Raw genomic sequence first — 18,631 nt, 5'->3', positions numbered from 1 at the left:
AACTCCTGGTAGGGGATCGGACTCCTGGTGGGAGCCGACGGCGGGGCTCAGGCGTAGAAGCGGTACAGGCCCCGGGCGACGACCGCGGGTTTGGCCCCGCCCTCGATCTCGATCGTCTGGTCGACGGTGAGCTGGTACCCGCCGGAGACCTCGGTGACCTCGGCAATGACGGCCCGCATCCGTACTCGCGACCCGACCACCACCGGCGCGGGGAAACGCACCTTGTCGAGACCGTAGTTCACCTTCGTCGACACGCCCGTCACATCGAGCAGCTCCGTCCAGAACGGAACGGCAAGGGAGAGAGTCAGGAAGCCGTGGGCGATCGGCGCTCCGAACGGTCCCGCCTTCGCCCGCTCGGGTTCGACGTGGATCCACTGGTGGTCGTCGGTGGCGTCGGCGAACAGGTTCACCTGCTCCTGGGTGACCGTCCGGTAGGCGGTGTATCCGAGGTCGGTGCCGGTGAGCTCACCGAGCTGCTGGAACTCGACAGTCGTCGTCACAGGATTCCTCTCGTCCTGGTCACCCGGTCAGGCGCAGCAGCCGGGCGGCGTTGTCCTTCAGGATGCCGGGGAGCACGTCGGGTTTGAGGTCGATGTTCGCCACGTCCCGGAGCCACCGGTCGGGGGTGAGCAGCGGATAGTCGGTGCCGAACAGCACCCGGCGCTTCAGGATCGAGTTGGCGTGGCGCACCAGCTCCGCCGGAAAGTACTTCGGGCTCCACCCGGACAGGTCGATCCAGGTGTTGGGTTTGTGTGTCGCCACCGACAAAGCCTCGTCCTGCCAGGGTACCGACGGGTGCGCCATGATGATCTGCAGATCCGGGAACTCGGCGGCCACCGCGTCGAGCAGGATCGGGTTGGACAGCCCGAGCCGCAGGCCGTAGCCACCGGGCAGGCCGGCGCCGATGCCGGTCTGCCCGGTGTGGAACAACGCCGGCACGCCCGCCTTCTCGATGAGGCTCCACAGCGGCGCGTACTCGTCGTGGCTCGGATCGAAGCCCTGCACTGTCGGGTGGAACTTGAAACCGCGTACTCCCTCGTCCTCGACGAGACGGGCGGCGAGTTCGAGGGCGGCGTCGCCGGTGCGCGGATCGACCGAGCCGAACGGGATGAGCACGTCCGCGTGGTCGGCGGCGGCTCGGGCGATCTCGCTGCTGGACAGCGGTGGGTGGGCCAGCTGGGTGCCGGCGTCGACGGTGAACACCACCGCGGCCATCTGGCGCTCCCGGTAGTACTGCGCCACGGCTTCGACGGCCGGCCGTGGGCCGTCGGTCCGGAAGTACTTCGACGCGGCCGCGACGAGCGGCTCGGGCAGCGAGGCGTGGCCGTGGCCGTCCACCTCGATGTGCACGTGCACGTCGATCGCGGTGATCGCGGCAAGGTCGATCGCGGGTTGGTACATGCTCGGGCGTCCTCCGTCCGGCCGCAGGTCAGGAGGCGTCGGTCCGGAACTCCTCGGGGAGTTCCGGGAAGCGTTCGCCGACGCTCTGCAGCGCGTCGGCGAACTGCGTCGGCCACGCGGCGGTCAACGCGTCATAGGACCAGCCACCTTCGTGGTACGCGGTCAGCGCGGCCTCCGGGTGGGTCCAGATCTGGATGCGGTCGCCGCCCACCCCGATGACCTGGCCGGTCACGCCGGCGGCGGCGTCGGAGCCGAGGAAGGCGATGAGCCCGGCCACGTCGTCGGCGGTACCGAACCCGAGATCGTGCCGGAAGAAGTCGGGCATCGGCTCGCCCTGGTCGGCGGCCCGCACCGCGGCGGCGAAGTAGGGGACGGTGGCGGTCATCGCGGTCGCGGCCACCGGCACGACCGCGTTGACGGTGATGCCGGCCCGCTTGAGCTCCAGCGCCCAGGTCCGCACCATCCCGACGATGCCGGCCTTGGCGGCGGCGTAGTTGGTCTGTCCGAAGTTGCCGCGCTGGCCGGTCGGGGAGCCGATGCAGATGATACGCCCGCCCTCGCCGGCCTGCCGCAGGTGCCGGACGGTCTCCCGGACGGTGGTGAAGGTGCCCCGCAGGTGCACGTTGACGACGGTGTCGAAGTCCTCGTCGCTCATCTTCCACAGCACCGTGTCGCGTAGGATTCCCGCGTTGGTGACCAGGATGTCGAGTCGACCGAAGCGCTCGACCGCAGTGGCGACGAGGGCCTCGGCGGTCTCGGTGGGACCGACCGGTGCGACCAGCGCGGCGGCGCGTCCGCCGGCCGCCTCGATCGCCGAGACGGCCTGGTCCGCGGCCTCGGCGTCGACGTCGTTGACCACCACGGCGGCACCCTGTCGGGCCAACTGCTGGGCGTAGGCCAGGCCGAGACCCTTGCCGGAACCGGTGACGATGGCGACTTTGCCGTCCAGGGACATCGGGAACTCCTTCGCGTCGCAGCCGATCGAATCACGAACCGTTGAGGAAGTCAATTATTGTCGAAGCTTGCTACCATGGCCGCCATGACCGCGAGCGAGAAGCCCCGGCCGGCGGGAACCGCCGGCCTACGGCACAGTCTTCTCGGCGAAGACCTCAGCTTCCTGCTCGCCCGAGCCAACGCCCTCAGCCTGACGGCGGCGAACTCGGCCCTCGCCGAACACGGTCTGAAGGCCCGCTCCTTCTCCGTCCTCGCGCTGGCCGTCTACGACACCCGCCCGACCCAGCGGGAGCTGGCCGAGTTCCTCCGCCTCGACCCGAGTCAGGTGGTAGCCCTCATCGACGACCTGGAGAAGCGTCACCTGGTCGAGCGGCGCACCGACCCCGCCGACCGGCGGGCCAACGTCCTGGTCGCCACCGACGCCGGCCGGGCGCTCTTCGCCCGGGCCCAGGAGTCCGCGCGGGCGGCCGAGGCCGACCTGCTGGCCGGCGTCACCCCCGAGGACCGGCAGCGGCTGGCACGGATCCTGCGGCTGCTGGCGTTTCCCGACTGACCGCGGCCGGGGTCGCCGCGGCTACCGGGCCCCGGGCCGGGCGACCGCCCGGGAGATCGCCCGCCCCGCCGCCTGCACCAGTGGGGCCAGTGCCACCGGGTCGGCCCGGTCGTAGGCCACCACCAGCGAGATCGCCGCCAGCACCCCCTCCGGCCCGGTGATCGGCGCGGCGACCGACAGGGCGTCCATCGTCACCTGCCGGTCGCTCACCGCGTAACCGGCCCGCCGCACCCCGGCGAGTTGCCGGCGCAACGCCGCCGGATCGGTGACGGTCCGCTCGGTGTACCGCTCCAGCGCAGCACCGAGCACCTGCTCCTGCACCGGCACCGGCGCATGCGCGAGGAGTACCAGTCCGACCCCGGTGGCGTGCAGGGCGAAGCGGCCGCCGACGCGGGTCAGCACCGGCACCGCGTGTCGGCCGGCGATCCGTTCGACGAAGACGAGCTCCAGGTCCTGCCGTACGGCGAGCTGGACGTTCTCGTGGGTCACCTCGTACAGGTCCTCCATCACCGGCAGCGCGAGCTCCCGCAGGCCCAGTCCGCGTGGTGCCAGCGAGCCCACCTCCCACAACCGCAGCCCGATCCGGTAACGGCCGTCCGCGCCGCGTTCCAGCGCGCCCCACTCGACCAGCTCCGCGACCCGCCGGTGCGCGGTGGGTACCGGCAGTCCGGCCCGTCTGGCCAGCTCGCTCAGCGTCAGCGCCGGGTCGGCCGGGCTGAACGCGGCGAGCAGCGCCAGCACCTTGCTGGTGACCGACCGGCCGGGCTGCGTACCCATCCCGCCATCATCGCCGTCGGCCGGTCACAGCTCCAGTACGAGTCGGGGGGTACGTGACCGGGAGACACAGATCAGCATCGTGTCACCGGCGGCCCGTTCCTCCTCGGTGAGCAGACTGTCGCGGTGTTCGGGCACCCCGGCCAGTACCGTGGCCTCGCAGGTGCCGCAGGTGCCCTCGCGGCACGAGGAGAGCACCGCGACGCCGGCCTGCTCCACCGCGGCCAGGATCGACGTCCCGGGCGGCACGGACACCGTCCGGCCGGACAGCGCCAACTCCACCTCGACCACGCCGTCGGTGTCCGGCCGGTCGCGGTCGCCCGCCCGGTCGCCGTCACCCTGGTCGCCGCCGTCACGCTGGTCGACACCGTCACCCTGGTCGACACCGCCGCCGCCCGACGGCGTGAACCGCTCCACCCGCAGGCTGCCCGCCGGCCACGCCCGGCACCGCTGCCCCACCGCTGCGATCAGCGCCTCCGGCCCGCAGCAGTAGACCAGCTCGTCACCCGGAGCATCGAGCAGTCCGGCCAGGTCGAGCAGGCCCGCCTCGTCCTGCGGGTACAGGCGTACCCGGTCGCCGTAGCGCTGCCGTAACTCGTCGGCGAACGCCATCGTGGCGCGGCTGCGTCCGCCGTACACCAGTCGCCAGTCGGCTCCGGCGGCGTCGGCGGCGGCGACCATCGGCCGGATCGGGGTGATGCCGATGCCGCCGGCGATGAACAGGTACCGCTCCGCCGTGACCAGCGGGAAGTTGTTCCGCGGCCTGCGGACCAGCACCTGCGTGCCGGGAAGGAGCCCCTCGTGGACGTGCCGGGAGCCGCCCCGTCCGTCGGGTTCGAGCTGCACCGCGAGCTGCAGCGCGGCGCGGTCGTCCGGCTCACCGCAGAGCGAGTACGGGCGGACCAGACCCGGGCCCAGCAGCAGGTCCACGTGCGCGCCGGGGGACCAGCCGGGCAGCTCACCGCCGGTCGGGTGGGCCAGGGTCAACACGACGACGCCGGCCGCCACCTGCTCCCGGCCGGCGACCACCAGCTGCATCGTGGTCGGACCGTCAGCGCTCATGCCGGCACCGAGGTGCGACGGGCGGCATCCGCCGGGGTCCGCCGTGCCGCCGGCACCGCCCGCGGCGCGAGGTGGTCACGCGGGTGGTCGAGCAGCCACTGCCACAACTCGACCGGATCGTCGGCGGTCCGTTCGGCGCCGCAGTGGCAGGTGCCCCGCAGGGTGTCGGTGCCGGGCAACCAGTGGATCCGGTACAGCCGGTCGCCGGTGGGCAGCCCGTCGGGGACGGTCACCGGGACGCCCCTACCGTCGGTGCTCCGATCATCCGTTCGATCAGGCGTCGAGCGGCGAGGCCACCGGTGTCGATGTTGATGCTGAGCTCCTGGTACCGCTCCGGTTCGGCGGCGATCACCTGCTCCAGGGTGTTCAGCGCGGTGACGTCCTGCATGACCACCGTGTGGTTGCTCTGGTAGAGGTACTCGCTGACCGACTCGTCGTCGACGGCGAAGTCCCGAGCCACCGCCCAGAAGTCGTAGGTGGTGTGCTCGGTCGACGGGGTGATCGCGTAGACGATCTCGGCGTGGAACGCGGCACTGTCCGGGCCCTCTGCCGGTGGGTACACCCCCTGCGGGGCGATCCGGCTGTGCAGCAGATAGAGACACGGCGGGTGGTACTCGATGTCCTGCCACCGGGTGATCCGGCCCTGGATGCCGGTCGACCGGGCGTAGAAGGGCGGGCACTCCGCGTCGTCCATGTGCCGACTGACGTGGACGACGCCCTTCTCCTCGTCCACCGTCGTGGTGATCGGCGTGTTCGCCACCTCGGGTGTGCCGATGTAGCCGCCGTGCAGGTAGGTCTCGTGGGACAGGTCCATCAGGTTGTCGACCAGCAGGCCGTACCGTGCGTTCAGCGGTGCCATGCCGCGCACCACCGTGTATCCGGGGTCGTCCAGCCATGGCGCGCGGGGGATCGTCCCCGGGTCGGGTTCGGCCTCGCCGATCCACACCCACACCAGCGTGTCCTGTTCGACCACAGGGTACCCGGCGACCCGCGCGGTGCGTGGGATGCGCTGCTGACCCGGCACGAAGACGCAGCTGCCGGTCGCGTCGTAGGTGAAGCCGTGGTAGCCGCAGACGATCGTGTCGCCGTCGAGGCGGCTCTGCGAGAGTGGGAAGCGTCGGTGCACACACCGGTCGGCGAGCGCCACCGCCGTGCCGGCGGTGGTGCGGTACAGCACCAACGGCTCACCCAGGACGGTTCGGGCGAGCAGCTCCCGTCCGACCTCGTTGCTGTACGCGGCCACGTACCACTGATTACGGGCGAACGGCATGTGACTGACCTCCCTGGCTCACGACGGCCGGACGGTCGTATGGTCCCGGATGGCCCAACGCACCCGGGACCCCCGCTTTCACCCAGTGGAAGCTCAGCTCGCCGACAGATGGATGGTCAGCGCACCTCGGAGGCCGTCCACCGGGGCGACGCGTTGGTGACCGGCACGGTCGGCCCGACCAGGTCGATCCGTCCCTGCGCCAACCGCTGTGCGCTGGTGCCCACCCAGATCTCGACCTCGCCGGGCTCGACCACCCGGGTCAGGGTGCGGTCGGCGAACGCCAGCCTGGCGGTGGGCACGGTCAGCTCGACCGTGACCGTCCGACCCGGTTCGAGATGGACCCTGCGGTAGCCGAGCAGCTGCGCCACCGGCCGGGTCACCGAGGCCACCACGTCGTGGCCGTAGAGCTGGACCACCTCGTCGCCGGCGACCGCCCCGGTGTTCGTCACCTGTACCGTCACCACCAGCGCCCCGTCGGTGGGCGCCGTCGCCGGCACGGTCAGCTCCGAGTAGGCGAACGTGGTGTAGGACAGCCCGTGGCCGAACACCGCCGGTGGGGTCACCGACAGGTTGGTCACCTCGTTGCCCTCACCGAGCGCCGGGTGCAGGTACGAGTACGGCTGCGCCCCCGCCGATCGGGGCAGGCTGACCGGCAGCCGGCCGGACGGGTTGACCCGCCCGGAGAGCACCCCGGCGACCGCCGCCGCGCCCTCCTCCCCGGGGAAGAACGCCTGCACCACCGCGGCGCACCGGTCCAGTGCCCAACCGATCGCGTACGGCCGCCCGGTGAGCAGCACCAGGACCACCGGGGTCCCGGTGGCCAGCACGGCCTCGACCAGGTCGCGCTGCACCCCGGGCAGTTCCAGGTCGTCGGTGTCGCAGCCCTCGCCGACCGTGCCGCGGCCGAACAGCCCGGCCCGGTCTCCGACGACCAGTACGGCGACGTCGGCGGCGGTAGCGGCGGCGACGGCCGGCGCGAAGCCGGACCGGTCGGTGTCGTCGACGTCGCAGCCGTGCGCCCAGCTGACCAGTTCGGCGCCGAACTCGGCCCGTACCGCGTCGAGCACCGTCGGCACCTCGATCCCGGCCGCCACGCCAGGATGCTGCGGCAGTACGTGGTTGACGAACGAGTAGCACCCGAACAGGGCACTGGCCAGGTCGGCGTTCGGCCCGATCACCGCCAGTCGGCGACCCGCCGGCAGCGGCAGGACGTCCTGGTTGGAGACCAGAACGACGGACCGCTCCGCGAGTCGACTGGCGATCGCCCGGTGCTCGGGCGAGTCGAGGTCGATCTCCCGGGGCGGATCCTCGCTGAAGGTGGCGTCGAGCAGCCCCAGTTCCTGCTTCTGGCGCAGCACCCGCAGCACGGCCCGGTCGAGCAGCGCCTCGTCGACCTGGCCGGAGCGGACCGCCTCCGGCAGGGTCAGATAGGCGTCGCCGGTCGGCAGTTCGAGGTCGACGCCGGCGGTCAGCGCCTGGACCGCCGCCTCGGTGTGGTCACCCGCGACGTGGTGCAGCAGCTTGAGGAACGCCACCCCGAAGTAGTCCGCAACCACCACACCGTCGAACCCCCACCGGTCCCGCAGCACCCCGGTGAGCATGGCCGGGTCGGCGGCGACCGGCACCCCGTCGATCTCGGCGTACGAGTGCATGACCGAGCGGGCGCCACCGTCGAGCAGCGCCATCTCGAACGGGGGCAGCAGCACGTCGGCGACCTCCCGCGGACCGGCGTGCACCGGAGCGAAGTTGCGCCCGGCCCGCGATGCGGAGTAGCCGACGAAATGCTTCAGGGTGGCGTGCACCCCCTGGGACTGCAGACCCCGGATGTACGCGGTGCCGATCGTGCCGACCAGGTACGGATCCTCGGCGATGCACTCCTCGACCCGGCCCCAACGGGGGTCGCGGATCACGTCGAGCACCGGTGCGAGGCCCTGGTGCACGCCGAGGGTCCGCATCGACGAGCCGATCGCCGCCGCCATCTCGGCGACCAGGTCGGGATCGAAGGCGGCTCCCCACGCCAGCGGTGTCGGGAAGGTCGCCGCCTGCCACGCGGAGAGGCCGGTCAGGCACTCCTCGTGGACGATTGCCGGGATGCCGAGCCGGGTCCCCGTCACCAGCTCGGACTGGAACTTCCACAGCCAGGCCGCACGCGCCGCCGGGTCGACGGGACGGGTGCCGTACGCCCGGGTGACGTGGCCGAGCCCGTGCCGGGAGAAGTCCTCGAGCCGGGCGGCCGCGCCGAACTCACCCTGCATCGGGGCGACCGACTCACCGTCCTCCTTCTCCCAGAAACCGACCAGCTGCGCGACCTTCTCCTGGACCGTCATCCGGTCCAGCAGGTCCCGGACGCGGGCCTCGCCGTCGGGTACGTTCCGCCGGTCGGGCCGCTCCGGCCGGTCGTGGTGCGGACCGGTCTGCACCGGCTCGCCCCCGTCCACCGTCGCGCGGACCTCAGTCATCCTGTGCCTTCCTTTGTCGTGCGCGTGCCACGTCGTCGCGGGCACGGCCGTGTACGTACCGGGGGCCGGTCAGCCCTTGACGGCACCCTGCAGACCCCCGACGATCTGTTTCTCGGCGATCGTGAAGAACAGCAGCGCCGGCAGCATCGCCATCGAGGTGAAGGCGAGGATCCCGGCGGTGTCCGAGGTGTACTGACTGGAGAAGTTCTGCACACCCAGCGGCAGGGTGTGCTGGTCGGCGTCACCGAGGACGAGCAGCGGCAGCAGGAACGCGTTCCAGCTCGTCACGAACGCCAGGATCCCGACGGTGACCAGCGCGGGACGCGACAGCGGCAGCATGATGCGCCAGAGGAAGCCGAGCCGCCCCGTACCGTCGATGGCCGCCGCGTCCTCCAACTCGCGGGGTACGGCGGTCAGGAACGGACGCAGGATCACGATCGTGAGCGGCAGCGCGAAGGCGATCTGCGGCAGGATCACCGCGAAGTACGAGTTGATCAGGTTCATGTCGCGCAGCATCAGGTAGAGCGGCAGGATCGCCGCCCCGGCCGGGAAGAGCAGACCGAGGGTGAAGAAGGTGTAGAGGACCTCCCGCCCACGGAAGGTGTACCGCGCCAGCACGAACGCGGCGCAGAGTCCCAGCGTCACGACGCCGAGCGTCGTGCCGAAGGCGACGATCGCACTGTTGACGGTCTGCAGCCAGAAGTCGCTCTCGGTCATCACCCGGACGTAGTTGTCGACCACCCATGGATCGGGCAGCGCGGCCGGGTCGGCGATGATCTGCGGAGTGGTACGGAAGCCACCGATGATCACGTAGATCACCGGAACGATCGACACCCCGGCCACCGCGAGAGCCAACGCGTAGGTGAGCGGACTGCCCCACGATGAATCCCGGCGGCGCTTGGCGCGGGGAGCGGCGACTGCGGTCACGGTCAGTTCCTCCTTCCGGTCACTGCGCCCTCGATGTCCCGGCGGAGGAGGAAGCGCTGGAACAACAGCGCCGCGACGAACGAAATCGCGAACAGGATCACGGCGATCGCGTTGCCGTAGCCCCACAGCCGGGCGAAGAAGCCATTGTCCACCATGTAGGTCGCCATCGTGGCCGAGGCGCCCAACGACCGGACCGCGGGCACCGAGGTCACCCAGATCACGTCGAAGACCTGCAGCGAGCCGATCATCGACAGGAACATCCAGATCCGGATCGTGGGCCCCAACAACGGCAGGGTGATGTGGCGTTGGATCTGCCACCAGCCGGCCCCGTCGATCTCGGCCGCCTCCGTCAACTCGGTCGGCACGTTGGACAGACCGGCGAGCAGCAGGATGATCGCGAAGCCGACGTACTTCCAGGTGAGGACGAACAGCAGGGTCCAGATCACCAGGTCGAGGTCGGCGAGCCAGGGCCGTACCAGGGCGCCCAGCCCCACCGATCGCAGCAGCGCGTCCGCGGTGCCGCCGTCGGTCAGCAGCAGCTTCCACATGATGCCGGCGGTGACCTCGGCCAGCACGTAGGGCACGAAGACCAGCAGGCGGAACACCGTACGGCCGCGGAACGGCCGGTTCAGCAGCAGCGCGATGCCCAGGGCGATGGGACCCTGCACCACCAGCGATCCGATCACGATGAACGCGTTGTTGCGCAGCGCGTCGCGGAAGATCGGGTCCTGGAAGGCGAGCACGTAGTTGTTCAGGCCCACGAAGTCGGTGGGCGGCCCAACCCCACGCCACCGGAACAGGCTGTAGTAGAACGCGAAGCCCATCGGGACCAGCACGAAAATCACGTAGACGATCACCGCCGGGGTGGTCAGTCCGATGATCTCGTACCACTTGCGTCGGGTCTCGGCCGCGCGGGACGAACGGCGCCCGGCACGCCGGACCCCCGCCGGGGGCGCGGTGGCGCCGCCGGCGGGGCTCGGGTTTCGGCTGATCGTGGTCACTTGCTTGCGGCCGACTTCATTGCCGTGACGACGTCCTCGGGCGAGCCGTTACCGGCGAAGATCGCGACGATCGCGTCGTTCATCGCGCTGCCGACGGTGCTGCCGAAGGCCGTGTCCAACCAGAGCTGGACGTAGCTGGCGTCGGTCGTGGCCTGCAGGATCGACTGGAGCGCGGGGTCGGTCACGGCCGCCGCCGCCTCCGGGGCCACGGGCAGACCGGTGCCGGTCTCGGCGTAACCCGTCTGCACCTCGGGGCTGACGATGTACTTGAGGAACTCGACGCACTCCGCCGGAGCGTTCTTGGCGCAGGCGAAGCCGTCACCGCCACCGAGGGCCGCGGCCGGGTCACCGGCGGAGCCGGCGATCGCCGGAACGGGGAACCAGCCGATGAACTCGGCGAGCGCCTCCGGGTCGGAGGCGACCGTGTCCAGCGTGCCGCGGTTCCAGTCGCCCATCAGCTCCATGGCGGCCTGTCCGTTGGCGAGCAGCCCGTTGGCGCTGGTCGGGTCGTTCTGACCCGGGGTGGCGATGAAGTTGTCCTGGAACGGCTCGGTGGCGATGAAGGCCTGCAGGTCCTCGCCGGCCTTCACCCAGCACGGGTCGTCGAAGTTCAGCTCGGTCGTGGCCGACCGGAGGGTCTCCACCGAGCAGGCGCGCAGGGCGAAGTTGTACCACCAGTGCGCGGCCGGCCACTTGTCGCCGGCGCCGAGCGCGATCGGGATGACGTCGATCGCCTTGAGCTTGGTGACCGCGTCGTTGAGCTCGTCGAAGGTGGCCGGGGGAGCGTCGATGCCGGCCTGGTCGAACAGGTCCTTGTTGTACCAGATGCCTTCGATGCCCATCCGGTACGGCAGGCCGTACTGTCGGCCGTCGGCCTGCCAGATCTCCACCGAGGAGCCGATGTTCTCGACCTCGGCCTGCACCTGGTCGGTGATGTCCTTGAGGTAGTCGGCCTCGGCCTGCTCGCGCAGCTCGCCGCCGCCCCAGGCCTGGAAGATGTCCGGCGGGTCGTTGCTCAGCAGGGCGGCGGGCAGCCGGGTGCGCTGCAGCTGGTTGGTCTCGATCGCCTCGATCTCGATCGTGACGGTCGGGTGGAGCGCGGAGAAGTCGTTGGCGACCTTCTCCCAGTACTCCTTGCCGGGCCCGTCCTGGGAGGCGTTGTGCCACCAGGTCAGGGTCACCGGGTTCTCGTACAGCTCGCCAGCGGGCTCGGTGCTGTCGTCACCGTTGCTGCATCCGGCGGCTAGCAGGGAGCTGGTCAGAAAGAGCGCTAGGACGGCGCCTGCGCGGCGCGGTATTGCCATCATGATCTCCTCGACTGGTCAGTCGGGTGCTTGGCCTGTCGGGGAGTTTTACAGCCGCGTAACGCGGTGTCAATCGGTATCGATAACGTTTTCGACTCGGCGGTGACGCGCCGCCGTCGGACCCCTATCATCGTCGACGTGGAGTTCTCGCAGCGTGTGAAGATGTCGGACGTGGCCCGGGCGGCCGGCGTCTCCGTGGCGACGGTATCGAAGGTCGTCAACGGTCGTTACGGCGTTGCGCAGGCGACGGTCGAGCGGGTGCAGCAGGTCATCCACCAGCTGGGATACGAGGCGAGTCTGGGCGCGCAGAGCCTGCGCAGCCATCGCACCAACGTGCTGGGGATCCTGGTGGCCGAGTTCGAACCCTTCTCCACCGAGCTGCTCAAGGGCGCCTCCAAGCAGGTCGCCGGCACTGGCTACCAACTGCTGGCCTACTCCGGCGGGGACGGGGCCGGCACGGCCGTCGGCTGGGAACGCCGGTCGCTGGCCCGGCTCTCCGGCACGCTCATCGACGGTGCCGTGATCGTCACGCCGACCGTGGTGGAGACCAAGCAGGGTTTCCACGTGGTGGCGGTCGACCCGCACACCGGCCCGTCCGGTCTACCGACCGTCGACTCCGACAACTTCGCCGGCGCCATCCTGGCGACCAACTACCTGCTCTCCCTCGGCCACCGCCGGATCGGGCACATCACCGGCCGGACCGACCTGGAGTCGGCACGGCTGCGCGAAGCGGGCTTCCGGCAGGCGATGGCCGACGCGGGCGTCCCGGTGGACGAGACCCTGGTGCGGGTCGGTGGGTTCCGCATCGAGAGCGCCGCCGGCGCCGCGGCCGAACTGCTGGCCCTGCCGGATCGACCGAGCGCCATCTTCGCGGGCAACGACCTGTCGGCGATCTCCACATTGAACGTCGCCCAGGAGATGGGTCTGGCGGTGCCCGACGACCTGTCGGTGATCGGGTTCGACAACATCCCGGAGTCGGCGTCGGTCGAGCCGCCGCTGACCACGATCATGCAGCCCTTGCAGCGGATGGGGGCGGAGGCGTTGGGTCTGCTCGTCGACCTGATCGCCGGCGTCGAGCGGGACACCCACATCCGGCTGCCGACCGAGCTGGTGGTCCGCGCGTCGTGCCGTCCCCACCATCCGCCGTACGGCGCCGGCGTCCCGGCCGCCGCAGCCACCCCGGACGGAGTCGCCGCAGCACCGGCATCCGCCCAGGTCGGGCCCACCGCGCCGGCACCTACCGCCGCGCCGAGCACGCTGGCCTGAGGTCCCGGCGAGACGTCCGGTCGCCACCGGTGGCGCAACCGCATTGAGTGACATGGTCATTACTTTGTCGGACGCCCTATGGTGTTTCCGGCCGGCAGGCGTAAAGGTGATCCTGTCGGAGTCGCATCAGCGACGCGTGGATCGTAGGCGTACCGGAGGGCCGATCGGGTGTTCAGCCGCATTGCCATCGTCAACCGTGGTGAGGCCGCGATGCGGCTCATCCACGCCGTCCGGGAGCTGGCTGCCGAGACCGGGGCGCGGATCGAGACCGTCGCCCTGTACACCGACGTCGACCGTACCGCGACGTTCGTCCGTGAGGCGGACATCGCCTACGACCTCGGGCCGGCGTCCGCCCGGCCGTACCTCGATCTGACGGTCCTGGAACGCGCCCTGGTGGCGACCGGCGCCGACGCGGCGTGGGTCGGCTGGGGTTTCGTCGCCGAGTCCCCGGCGTTCGCGGAGCTGTGCGAGAAGACCGGCGTCACCTTCGTCGGACCGAGCGCGCACGCGATGCGGCAGCTCGGCGACAAGATCGGCGCGAAGCTGATCGCCGAGGAGGTCGGCGTGCCGGTCGCCCCGTGGAGCCGGGGCGCGGTCGAGACCCTGGAGGCCGCCGTGGCGGCGGCGGGTGGCATCGGCTACCCGCTGATGTTGAAGGCGACCGCCGGTGGCGGCGGGCGCGGCATCCGGGTGATCACCAACGAGGCCGAGCTTGTCGACGCGTACGAGCGCACCAGCCAGGAAGCCGCCCGCGCGTTCGGTAGCGGCGTCGTGTTCCTGGAACGGCTGGTCACCGGTGCCCGGCACGTGGAGGTCCAGGTGATCGCCGACGGTCAGGGCACCGCCTGGGCACTCGGCGTACGGGACTGTTCGGTGCAGCGGCGCAACCAGAAGGTGATCGAGGAGTCGGCGTCGCCGGTGCTCAGCCCGGCGCAGGCCGCCGACCTCAAGGCGTCGGCCGAACGGCTCGCCGTCGCGGTCGGCTACCGGGGCGCGGCGACCGTCGAGTTCCTCTACCACCCCGGTGACTGCATGTTCGCGTTCCTCGAGGTCAACACCCGGCTGCAGGTGGAGCACCCGATCACCGAGTCCACCACCGGATTCGACTTGGTCAAGGCGCAGCTGCACGTGGCGTCGGGCGGTCGGCTGGAGGGCGACCCGCCGGTGGAGCGTGGGCACGCCGTCGAGGCCCGGCTCAACGCCGAGGACCCGGACCGCGACTTCGCGCCCTCGCCGGGCCGGATCGCCCGGCTGGACCTGCCCGCCGGGCCCGGGATCCGGGTGGACACCGGGGTCAGCGAGGGCGACACCATTCCCGCCGCCTTCGACTCCATGATTGCCAAGATCATCGCGTACGGACGGGACCGTGACGAGGCGCTCGGCCGGCTGCGCCGGGCGATGGCGAACACCACCGTGATCATCGAGGGCGGTGCGACGAACAAGAGCTTCGTGATCGACCTGCTCGATCAGCCCGAGGTGATCGACGCCAGCGCGGACACCGGGTGGATCGACCGGGTCCGCGGTGAAGGCCGGCTCGTCGCGCACCGGCACGTCGCCGTCGCCCTCGCCGCTGCCGCGATCGAGGGCTACGAGGCCGACGAGCGCGTCGAACGGCAGCGACTGCTGGCCACCGCGTCCGGCGGACGTCCGCAGGTGCAGCACGCCAGCGGCCGACCGGTGGACCTCAAGCTGCGCAGCGTCGGCTACCGGGTACGGGTGGCGCGCACCGGCGCGTACCGGTTCCGCGTCGGCATCGAGGTGGCAGACGTCGTGCACAGCGCCGACGTCGAGCTGGACCGTTTCGACCGGCACACCGGGCAGATCGTCGTCAACGGCAGCCGGCACCGCCTGGTCACCGGAACGCACGGGCCGGTGCACCTGATCGAGGTCGACGGGGTGACTCACCGGGTCAGCCGCGACGAGGGCGGCGTGCTCCGCGCACCGATGCCCGCCCTGGTCGTCGCCACCCCGGTGCCGGTCGGCGCCGAGGTCGAAGCGGGCACACCGGTGCTGGTACTCGAGGCCATGAAGATGGAGACGGTGCTGCGGGCACCGTTCAAGGCCCGGCTGAAGGAATCCGCCGTGTCGGTCGGAAACCAGGTCGAGGCGGGTGCACCGCTGCTGAGGTTGGAGCCGGTCGCGGACGACGCGGCAGCCGGTCCGGAGACCGGGGCGGCCGCGCCCGTCGAGCTGGACATGCCCGCCGCGTCCGGGGCGCTCCCACCGGCCGAACGGTGCCGTCGGGGTCAGGAGGGTCTGCGCGGACTGCTCCTCGGCTTCGACGTCGACCCGCACGACGACCGCCGCGTCCTCGACGACTATCTGGTCGCGCGCCGGGCCGCCGCCGAGGACGGCGACCGGCCGTTGGCCGCTGAGATCGATCTCATCGAGGTCTTCGCCGACCTCGCCGAGCTGAGCCGCAACCGGCCGACCGACGCCGACGGCGGTGACGGGCACGTCCACAGCGACCGCGAGTACTTCCACACCTACCTGCAGAGCCTCGACGTCGAACGGGCCGGCCTGCCGGACGCCTTCCAGACCAAGCTCGCCAAGGCGCTCAGCCACTACGGCGTCACCGATCTGGAGCGCTCCGCCGATCTCGAAGCCGCTGTTTTCCGGATCTTCCTCGCACTGCAGCGTGCCGCCGCCGACGCCACGGTCGTCGCCACACTGCTGCGCGCGTGGCTGCGGGAGCCGCCGCCCGGCCAGTCGCTGCACGAGCCCGCCGGTCTCGCCCTGGAGCGACTGGTCGCCGCCACGCAGGTCCGCTTCCCGGTGATCGCCGACCTTGCCCGAGGCGTGGTGTTCGCCTGGTTCGCCCAGCCGTTGCTGCGCCGCAACCGGGCCACCGTCTACGCCCGGGTCCGCGCGCACCTGCGTCACCTGGACGCCCATCCGGACACGCCGGAGCGCGCCGAGCGCATCGCCGACATGGTCCGCAGCACCGAACCGCTGGTCCGGCTCCTCGGCCAGCGGATCGTCCGTGACCACCTCGACAACGCGGTCATGCTGGAGGTGCTGACCCGCCGGTACTACGGCAACAAAGGGCTCACCGCGGTCCACGCCCACCAGGTCGCCGGCTGCACCTTCGTGGTCGCCGAGCGGGCCGACTCGAGCGTGGTCACCGCCGCCGTGGCCATCGATGCCCTGGGCACCGCCCTCGACGGGCTCGCGGAGCTGGCCGGTGGCCGGGAGTCCATCGACGCCGATATCTATCTCGCCTGGGAGAACCAGCCGGAGGACTTCGATGCGATGGCGGCGGCGCTGCTCGAGGTCGTCGTCGCGCACCCGCTGCCGCCCCAGGTCCGCCGGGTGACCACCACCATCGCGGGCCGCGCCGGCGCGGTGATGCACCACCACTTCACGTTCCGCCCATCGAGCCGGGGAATGGTCGAGGAACGGCTGATCCGCGGCCTGCACCCGTACATCGCGCAGCGCATGCAGCTGGAGCGGCTGCGCAAGTTCGACCTGACCCGGCTGCCCTCGCTGGACGAGGAGGTCTACCTTTTCCAGTGCGTCGCACGGGAGAACCCGTCGGACCAGCGTCTCGTCGCGTTCGCGCAGGTACGCGACCTGACCCAGCTGCGTGACCACGATGGACGCCTGGTGTCGCTGCCGACCACCGAGGACACCGTCGCGGCCTGCCTCGACTCGATCCGCCGAGCCCAGTCGCGTAGACCGTCGAAGACCCGCTTCACCACCAACCGGATCGTGATCTACGTCTGGCCGCCGAACGACCTCACCCGCCAGGAGATGGAGATGATCGCCGGGCGGATGCGCCCGACGACCGCGGGCGCCGGACTGGAGGAGATCCTGTTCATCGGGCGCCAACGCGACCGGGCGACCGGCGAGCTGACGAAGATGGCGGTACGAATCGCCTTCGACGCCACCGGCGGCGCCGAACTGGTCGTCGGCGAGCCGCCGGTCGAGCCGGTCGAGCCGTTGGACGACTACCGGCTGAAGGTGCTGCGGGCGAGCAGCCGCAACACGGTGTACCCGTACGAACTGACCGGCCGGCTCGGCGACTTCGTCGAGCACGACCTCGACGCCGACAACGCGTTGGTGCCGGTCGACCGGCCGAAGGGGGGCAACAGCGCGGCGATCGTCGCCGGTGTGGTCAGCACGGCCACCACCCGTCACCCCGAGGGTGTCACCCGGGTCGTGCTGTTCGGCGATCCCACGAAGTCGCTCGGCGCCCTGTCCGAGCCGGAGTGCCGCCGGATCATCGCGGCCCTGGACCTGGCCGAGCGGATGCGGGTGCCGGTGGAGTGGTACGCGCTGTCCGCCGGGGCCCGGATCTCCATGGAGTCGGGCACCGAGAACATGGACTGGGTGGCCGCCGCGCTCAAACGGATCGTCGAGTTCACCCAGGCCGGTGGTGAGATCAACATCGTGGTCGCGGGCATCAACGTCGGCGCCCAGCCGTACTGGAACGCCGAGGCGACGATGCTCATGCACACCAAGGGCATCCTGGTGATGACGCCGGACTCGGCGATGGTACTCACCGGCAAGCAGTCGCTGGACTTCTCCGGCGGGGTGTCCGCCGAGGACAACTTCGGCATCGGCGGCTACGACCGGGTGATGGGTCCGAACGGGCAGGCGCAGTACTGGGCGCCGAGCCTGACCGCCGCGCGGGACGTGCTGCTGGCCCACTACGACCACACGTACGTCGTACCGGGCGAAACCGGGCCCCGGCGGGCGACCACCACCGACCCCACCGACCGCGACGTCTCCACCTTCCCGCACACGGTGGCCGGCAGCGACTTCACCACTGTCGGTGAGATCTTCTCGGCCGAGGCCAACCCGGACCGCAAGAAGCCGTTCGACATCCGGACCGTGATGCGGGCGCTGGCCGACCAGGACCACCCGGTGCTGGAACGCTGGGCGGGGATGGCCGACGCGGACACCGCCGTCGTGCAGGACGTGCATCTCGGCGGCATCCCCGTCTGCCTGCTCGGCATCGAGTCGCGGACGGTGCCGCGGCGTGGCTTCCCGCCCACCGACGGTCCGGACACCTACACCGCCGGCACGCTGTTCCCGCAGTCGTCGAAGAAGGCGGCGCGGGCGATCAACGCGGCCAGCGGTAACCGGCCGCTGGTGGTGCTGGCCAACCTGTCGGGCTTCGACGGCTCGCCCGAGTCGATGCGCAAGCTGCAGCTGGAGTACGGCGCCGAGATCGGCCGGGCGATCGTGAACTTCCGTGGGCCGATCGTGTTCTGTGTGATCTCGCGGTACCACGGTGGCGCGTTCGTGGTCTTCTCGAAGGCGTTGAACCCCGCCATGACGGTGCTCGCGCTGGAAGGTTCGTTCGCCTCGGTGCTCGGTGGCGCTCCCGCCGCCGCAGTGGTGTTCTCCGGCGACGTGGACGCCCGTACCGCGCGCGACCCGCGAATCCGGGACCTGGAGGCGCGGGTGGCCGCGGCGGCCGGGACCGATCGCGCCGCGTTGGCCGCCGAGCTCGACGAGTTGCGCTCGTCGGTACGGGCGGAGAAGCTGGGCGAGGTGGCCACCGAGTTCGACCGGATCCACGACATCCGGCGCGCCGTCGAGGTCGGCTCGGTGGATGCCGTCATCGGCGCCGCCGAGCTGCGCCCGCGGATCATCGCCACCATCGAATCCCGGCTACGGGAGGGGCGGTGACAGCGGACCTTCCGACCGGG

14 protein-coding genes are annotated in these 18,631 nt (G+C 71.0%); 3 read left to right on the top strand and 11 right to left on the bottom strand.

Annotated features, from left to right (window positions below; genetic code table 11):
- Positions 1 to 47 precede the first annotated feature (47 nt).
- From O7629_RS13560 to O7629_RS13550, 3 genes are read right to left on the bottom strand one after another with little or no spacing between them, the layout of a single operon-like run.
- Positions 48 to 500 carry a MaoC family dehydratase gene (locus tag O7629_RS13560; protein ID WP_278169528.1) on the bottom strand — a complete coding sequence of 151 codons (453 nt, stop codon included), beginning with the start codon at positions 498 to 500 and terminating at the stop codon, positions 48 to 50.
- A gap of 19 nt (positions 501 to 519) precedes the next feature.
- Positions 520 to 1,401 carry an amidohydrolase family protein gene (locus O7629_RS13555; RefSeq protein ID WP_278169527.1) on the bottom strand — a complete coding sequence of 294 codons (882 nt, stop codon included), beginning with the start codon at positions 1,399 to 1,401 and terminating at the stop codon, positions 520 to 522.
- A 28-nt stretch (positions 1,402 to 1,429) separates the two neighbouring features.
- Entirely contained in the window at positions 1,430 to 2,356 is a 927-nt protein-coding gene (locus tag O7629_RS13550) for an SDR family NAD(P)-dependent oxidoreductase (RefSeq protein WP_278169526.1), read from the bottom strand.
- A gap of 84 nt (positions 2,357 to 2,440) precedes the next feature.
- On the opposite strand from O7629_RS13550, the gene O7629_RS13545 reads away from it, so the two are divergent.
- On the top strand, positions 2,441 to 2,908 hold the full coding sequence (locus tag O7629_RS13545) for a MarR family transcriptional regulator (protein WP_278169525.1): 468 nt from the start codon (positions 2,441 to 2,443) through the stop codon (positions 2,906 to 2,908).
- A 21-nt stretch (positions 2,909 to 2,929) separates the two neighbouring features.
- On the opposite strand, the gene O7629_RS13540 is transcribed toward O7629_RS13545, so the two are convergent.
- The 8 genes from O7629_RS13540 to O7629_RS13505 form a co-directional block, all read right to left on the bottom strand.
- The gene (locus O7629_RS13540; protein WP_278169524.1) at positions 2,930 to 3,685 is read right to left on the bottom strand and encodes an IclR family transcriptional regulator; all 756 of its coding nucleotides are present in this window, start codon (positions 3,683 to 3,685) and stop codon (positions 2,930 to 2,932) included.
- A 24-nt stretch (positions 3,686 to 3,709) separates the two neighbouring features.
- On the bottom strand, positions 3,710 to 4,744 hold the full coding sequence (locus O7629_RS13535; RefSeq protein WP_278169523.1) for a PDR/VanB family oxidoreductase: 1,035 nt from the start codon (positions 4,742 to 4,744) through the stop codon (positions 3,710 to 3,712).
- On the bottom strand, positions 4,741 to 4,977 hold the full coding sequence (locus O7629_RS13530) for a hypothetical protein (protein WP_278169522.1): 237 nt from the start codon (positions 4,975 to 4,977) through the stop codon (positions 4,741 to 4,743). Before O7629_RS13530 ends, O7629_RS13535 begins: the two co-directional genes overlap by 4 nt.
- Positions 4,974 to 6,014, bottom strand: coding sequence for an aromatic ring-hydroxylating dioxygenase subunit alpha (locus O7629_RS13525; protein ID WP_278169521.1), 1,041 nt, complete (start codon positions 6,012 to 6,014; stop codon positions 4,974 to 4,976). Before O7629_RS13525 ends, O7629_RS13530 begins: the two co-directional genes overlap by 4 nt.
- Before the next feature lie 116 nt (positions 6,015 to 6,130).
- On the bottom strand, positions 6,131 to 8,473 hold the full coding sequence (locus O7629_RS13520; RefSeq protein WP_278169520.1) for a glycoside hydrolase family 3 N-terminal domain-containing protein: 2,343 nt from the start codon (positions 8,471 to 8,473) through the stop codon (positions 6,131 to 6,133).
- Between the two features lie 69 nt (positions 8,474 to 8,542).
- Positions 8,543 to 9,400 (bottom strand): carbohydrate ABC transporter permease, encoded by an 858-nt coding sequence (locus O7629_RS13515; protein WP_278169519.1) that lies wholly within the window; start codon positions 9,398 to 9,400, stop codon positions 8,543 to 8,545.
- A 2-nt stretch (positions 9,401 to 9,402) separates the two neighbouring features.
- Complete coding sequence (locus O7629_RS13510; RefSeq protein WP_278169518.1) at positions 9,403 to 10,401, bottom strand: sugar ABC transporter permease; 999 nt, start codon at positions 10,399 to 10,401, stop codon at positions 9,403 to 9,405.
- Positions 10,398 to 11,705, bottom strand: a complete 1,308-nt coding sequence (locus O7629_RS13505; protein WP_278169517.1) for an extracellular solute-binding protein — start codon at positions 11,703 to 11,705, stop codon at positions 10,398 to 10,400. The genes O7629_RS13510 and O7629_RS13505 overlap by 4 nt, the downstream gene beginning before the upstream one ends.
- A gap of 138 nt (positions 11,706 to 11,843) precedes the next feature.
- Between O7629_RS13505 and O7629_RS13500 the strand changes: the two genes are divergently transcribed.
- The gene (locus O7629_RS13500; protein WP_278169516.1) at positions 11,844 to 12,971 is read left to right on the top strand and encodes a LacI family DNA-binding transcriptional regulator; all 1,128 of its coding nucleotides are present in this window, start codon (positions 11,844 to 11,846) and stop codon (positions 12,969 to 12,971) included.
- Between the two features lie 168 nt (positions 12,972 to 13,139).
- The gene (locus O7629_RS13495) at positions 13,140 to 18,611 is read left to right on the top strand and encodes a carboxyl transferase domain-containing protein (RefSeq protein WP_278169515.1); all 5,472 of its coding nucleotides are present in this window, start codon (positions 13,140 to 13,142) and stop codon (positions 18,609 to 18,611) included.
- Positions 18,612 to 18,631: the final 20 nt, after the last annotated feature.

Origin of the sequence: Solwaraspora sp. WMMD792, assembly GCF_029626105.1 — a bacterium.
Classification (GTDB): Bacteria; Actinomycetota; Actinomycetes; order Mycobacteriales; family Micromonosporaceae; genus Micromonospora_E.
The sequence above is the reverse complement of the archived record's forward strand: the minus strand, read 5'-3'. Positions and strand labels throughout refer to the sequence as shown.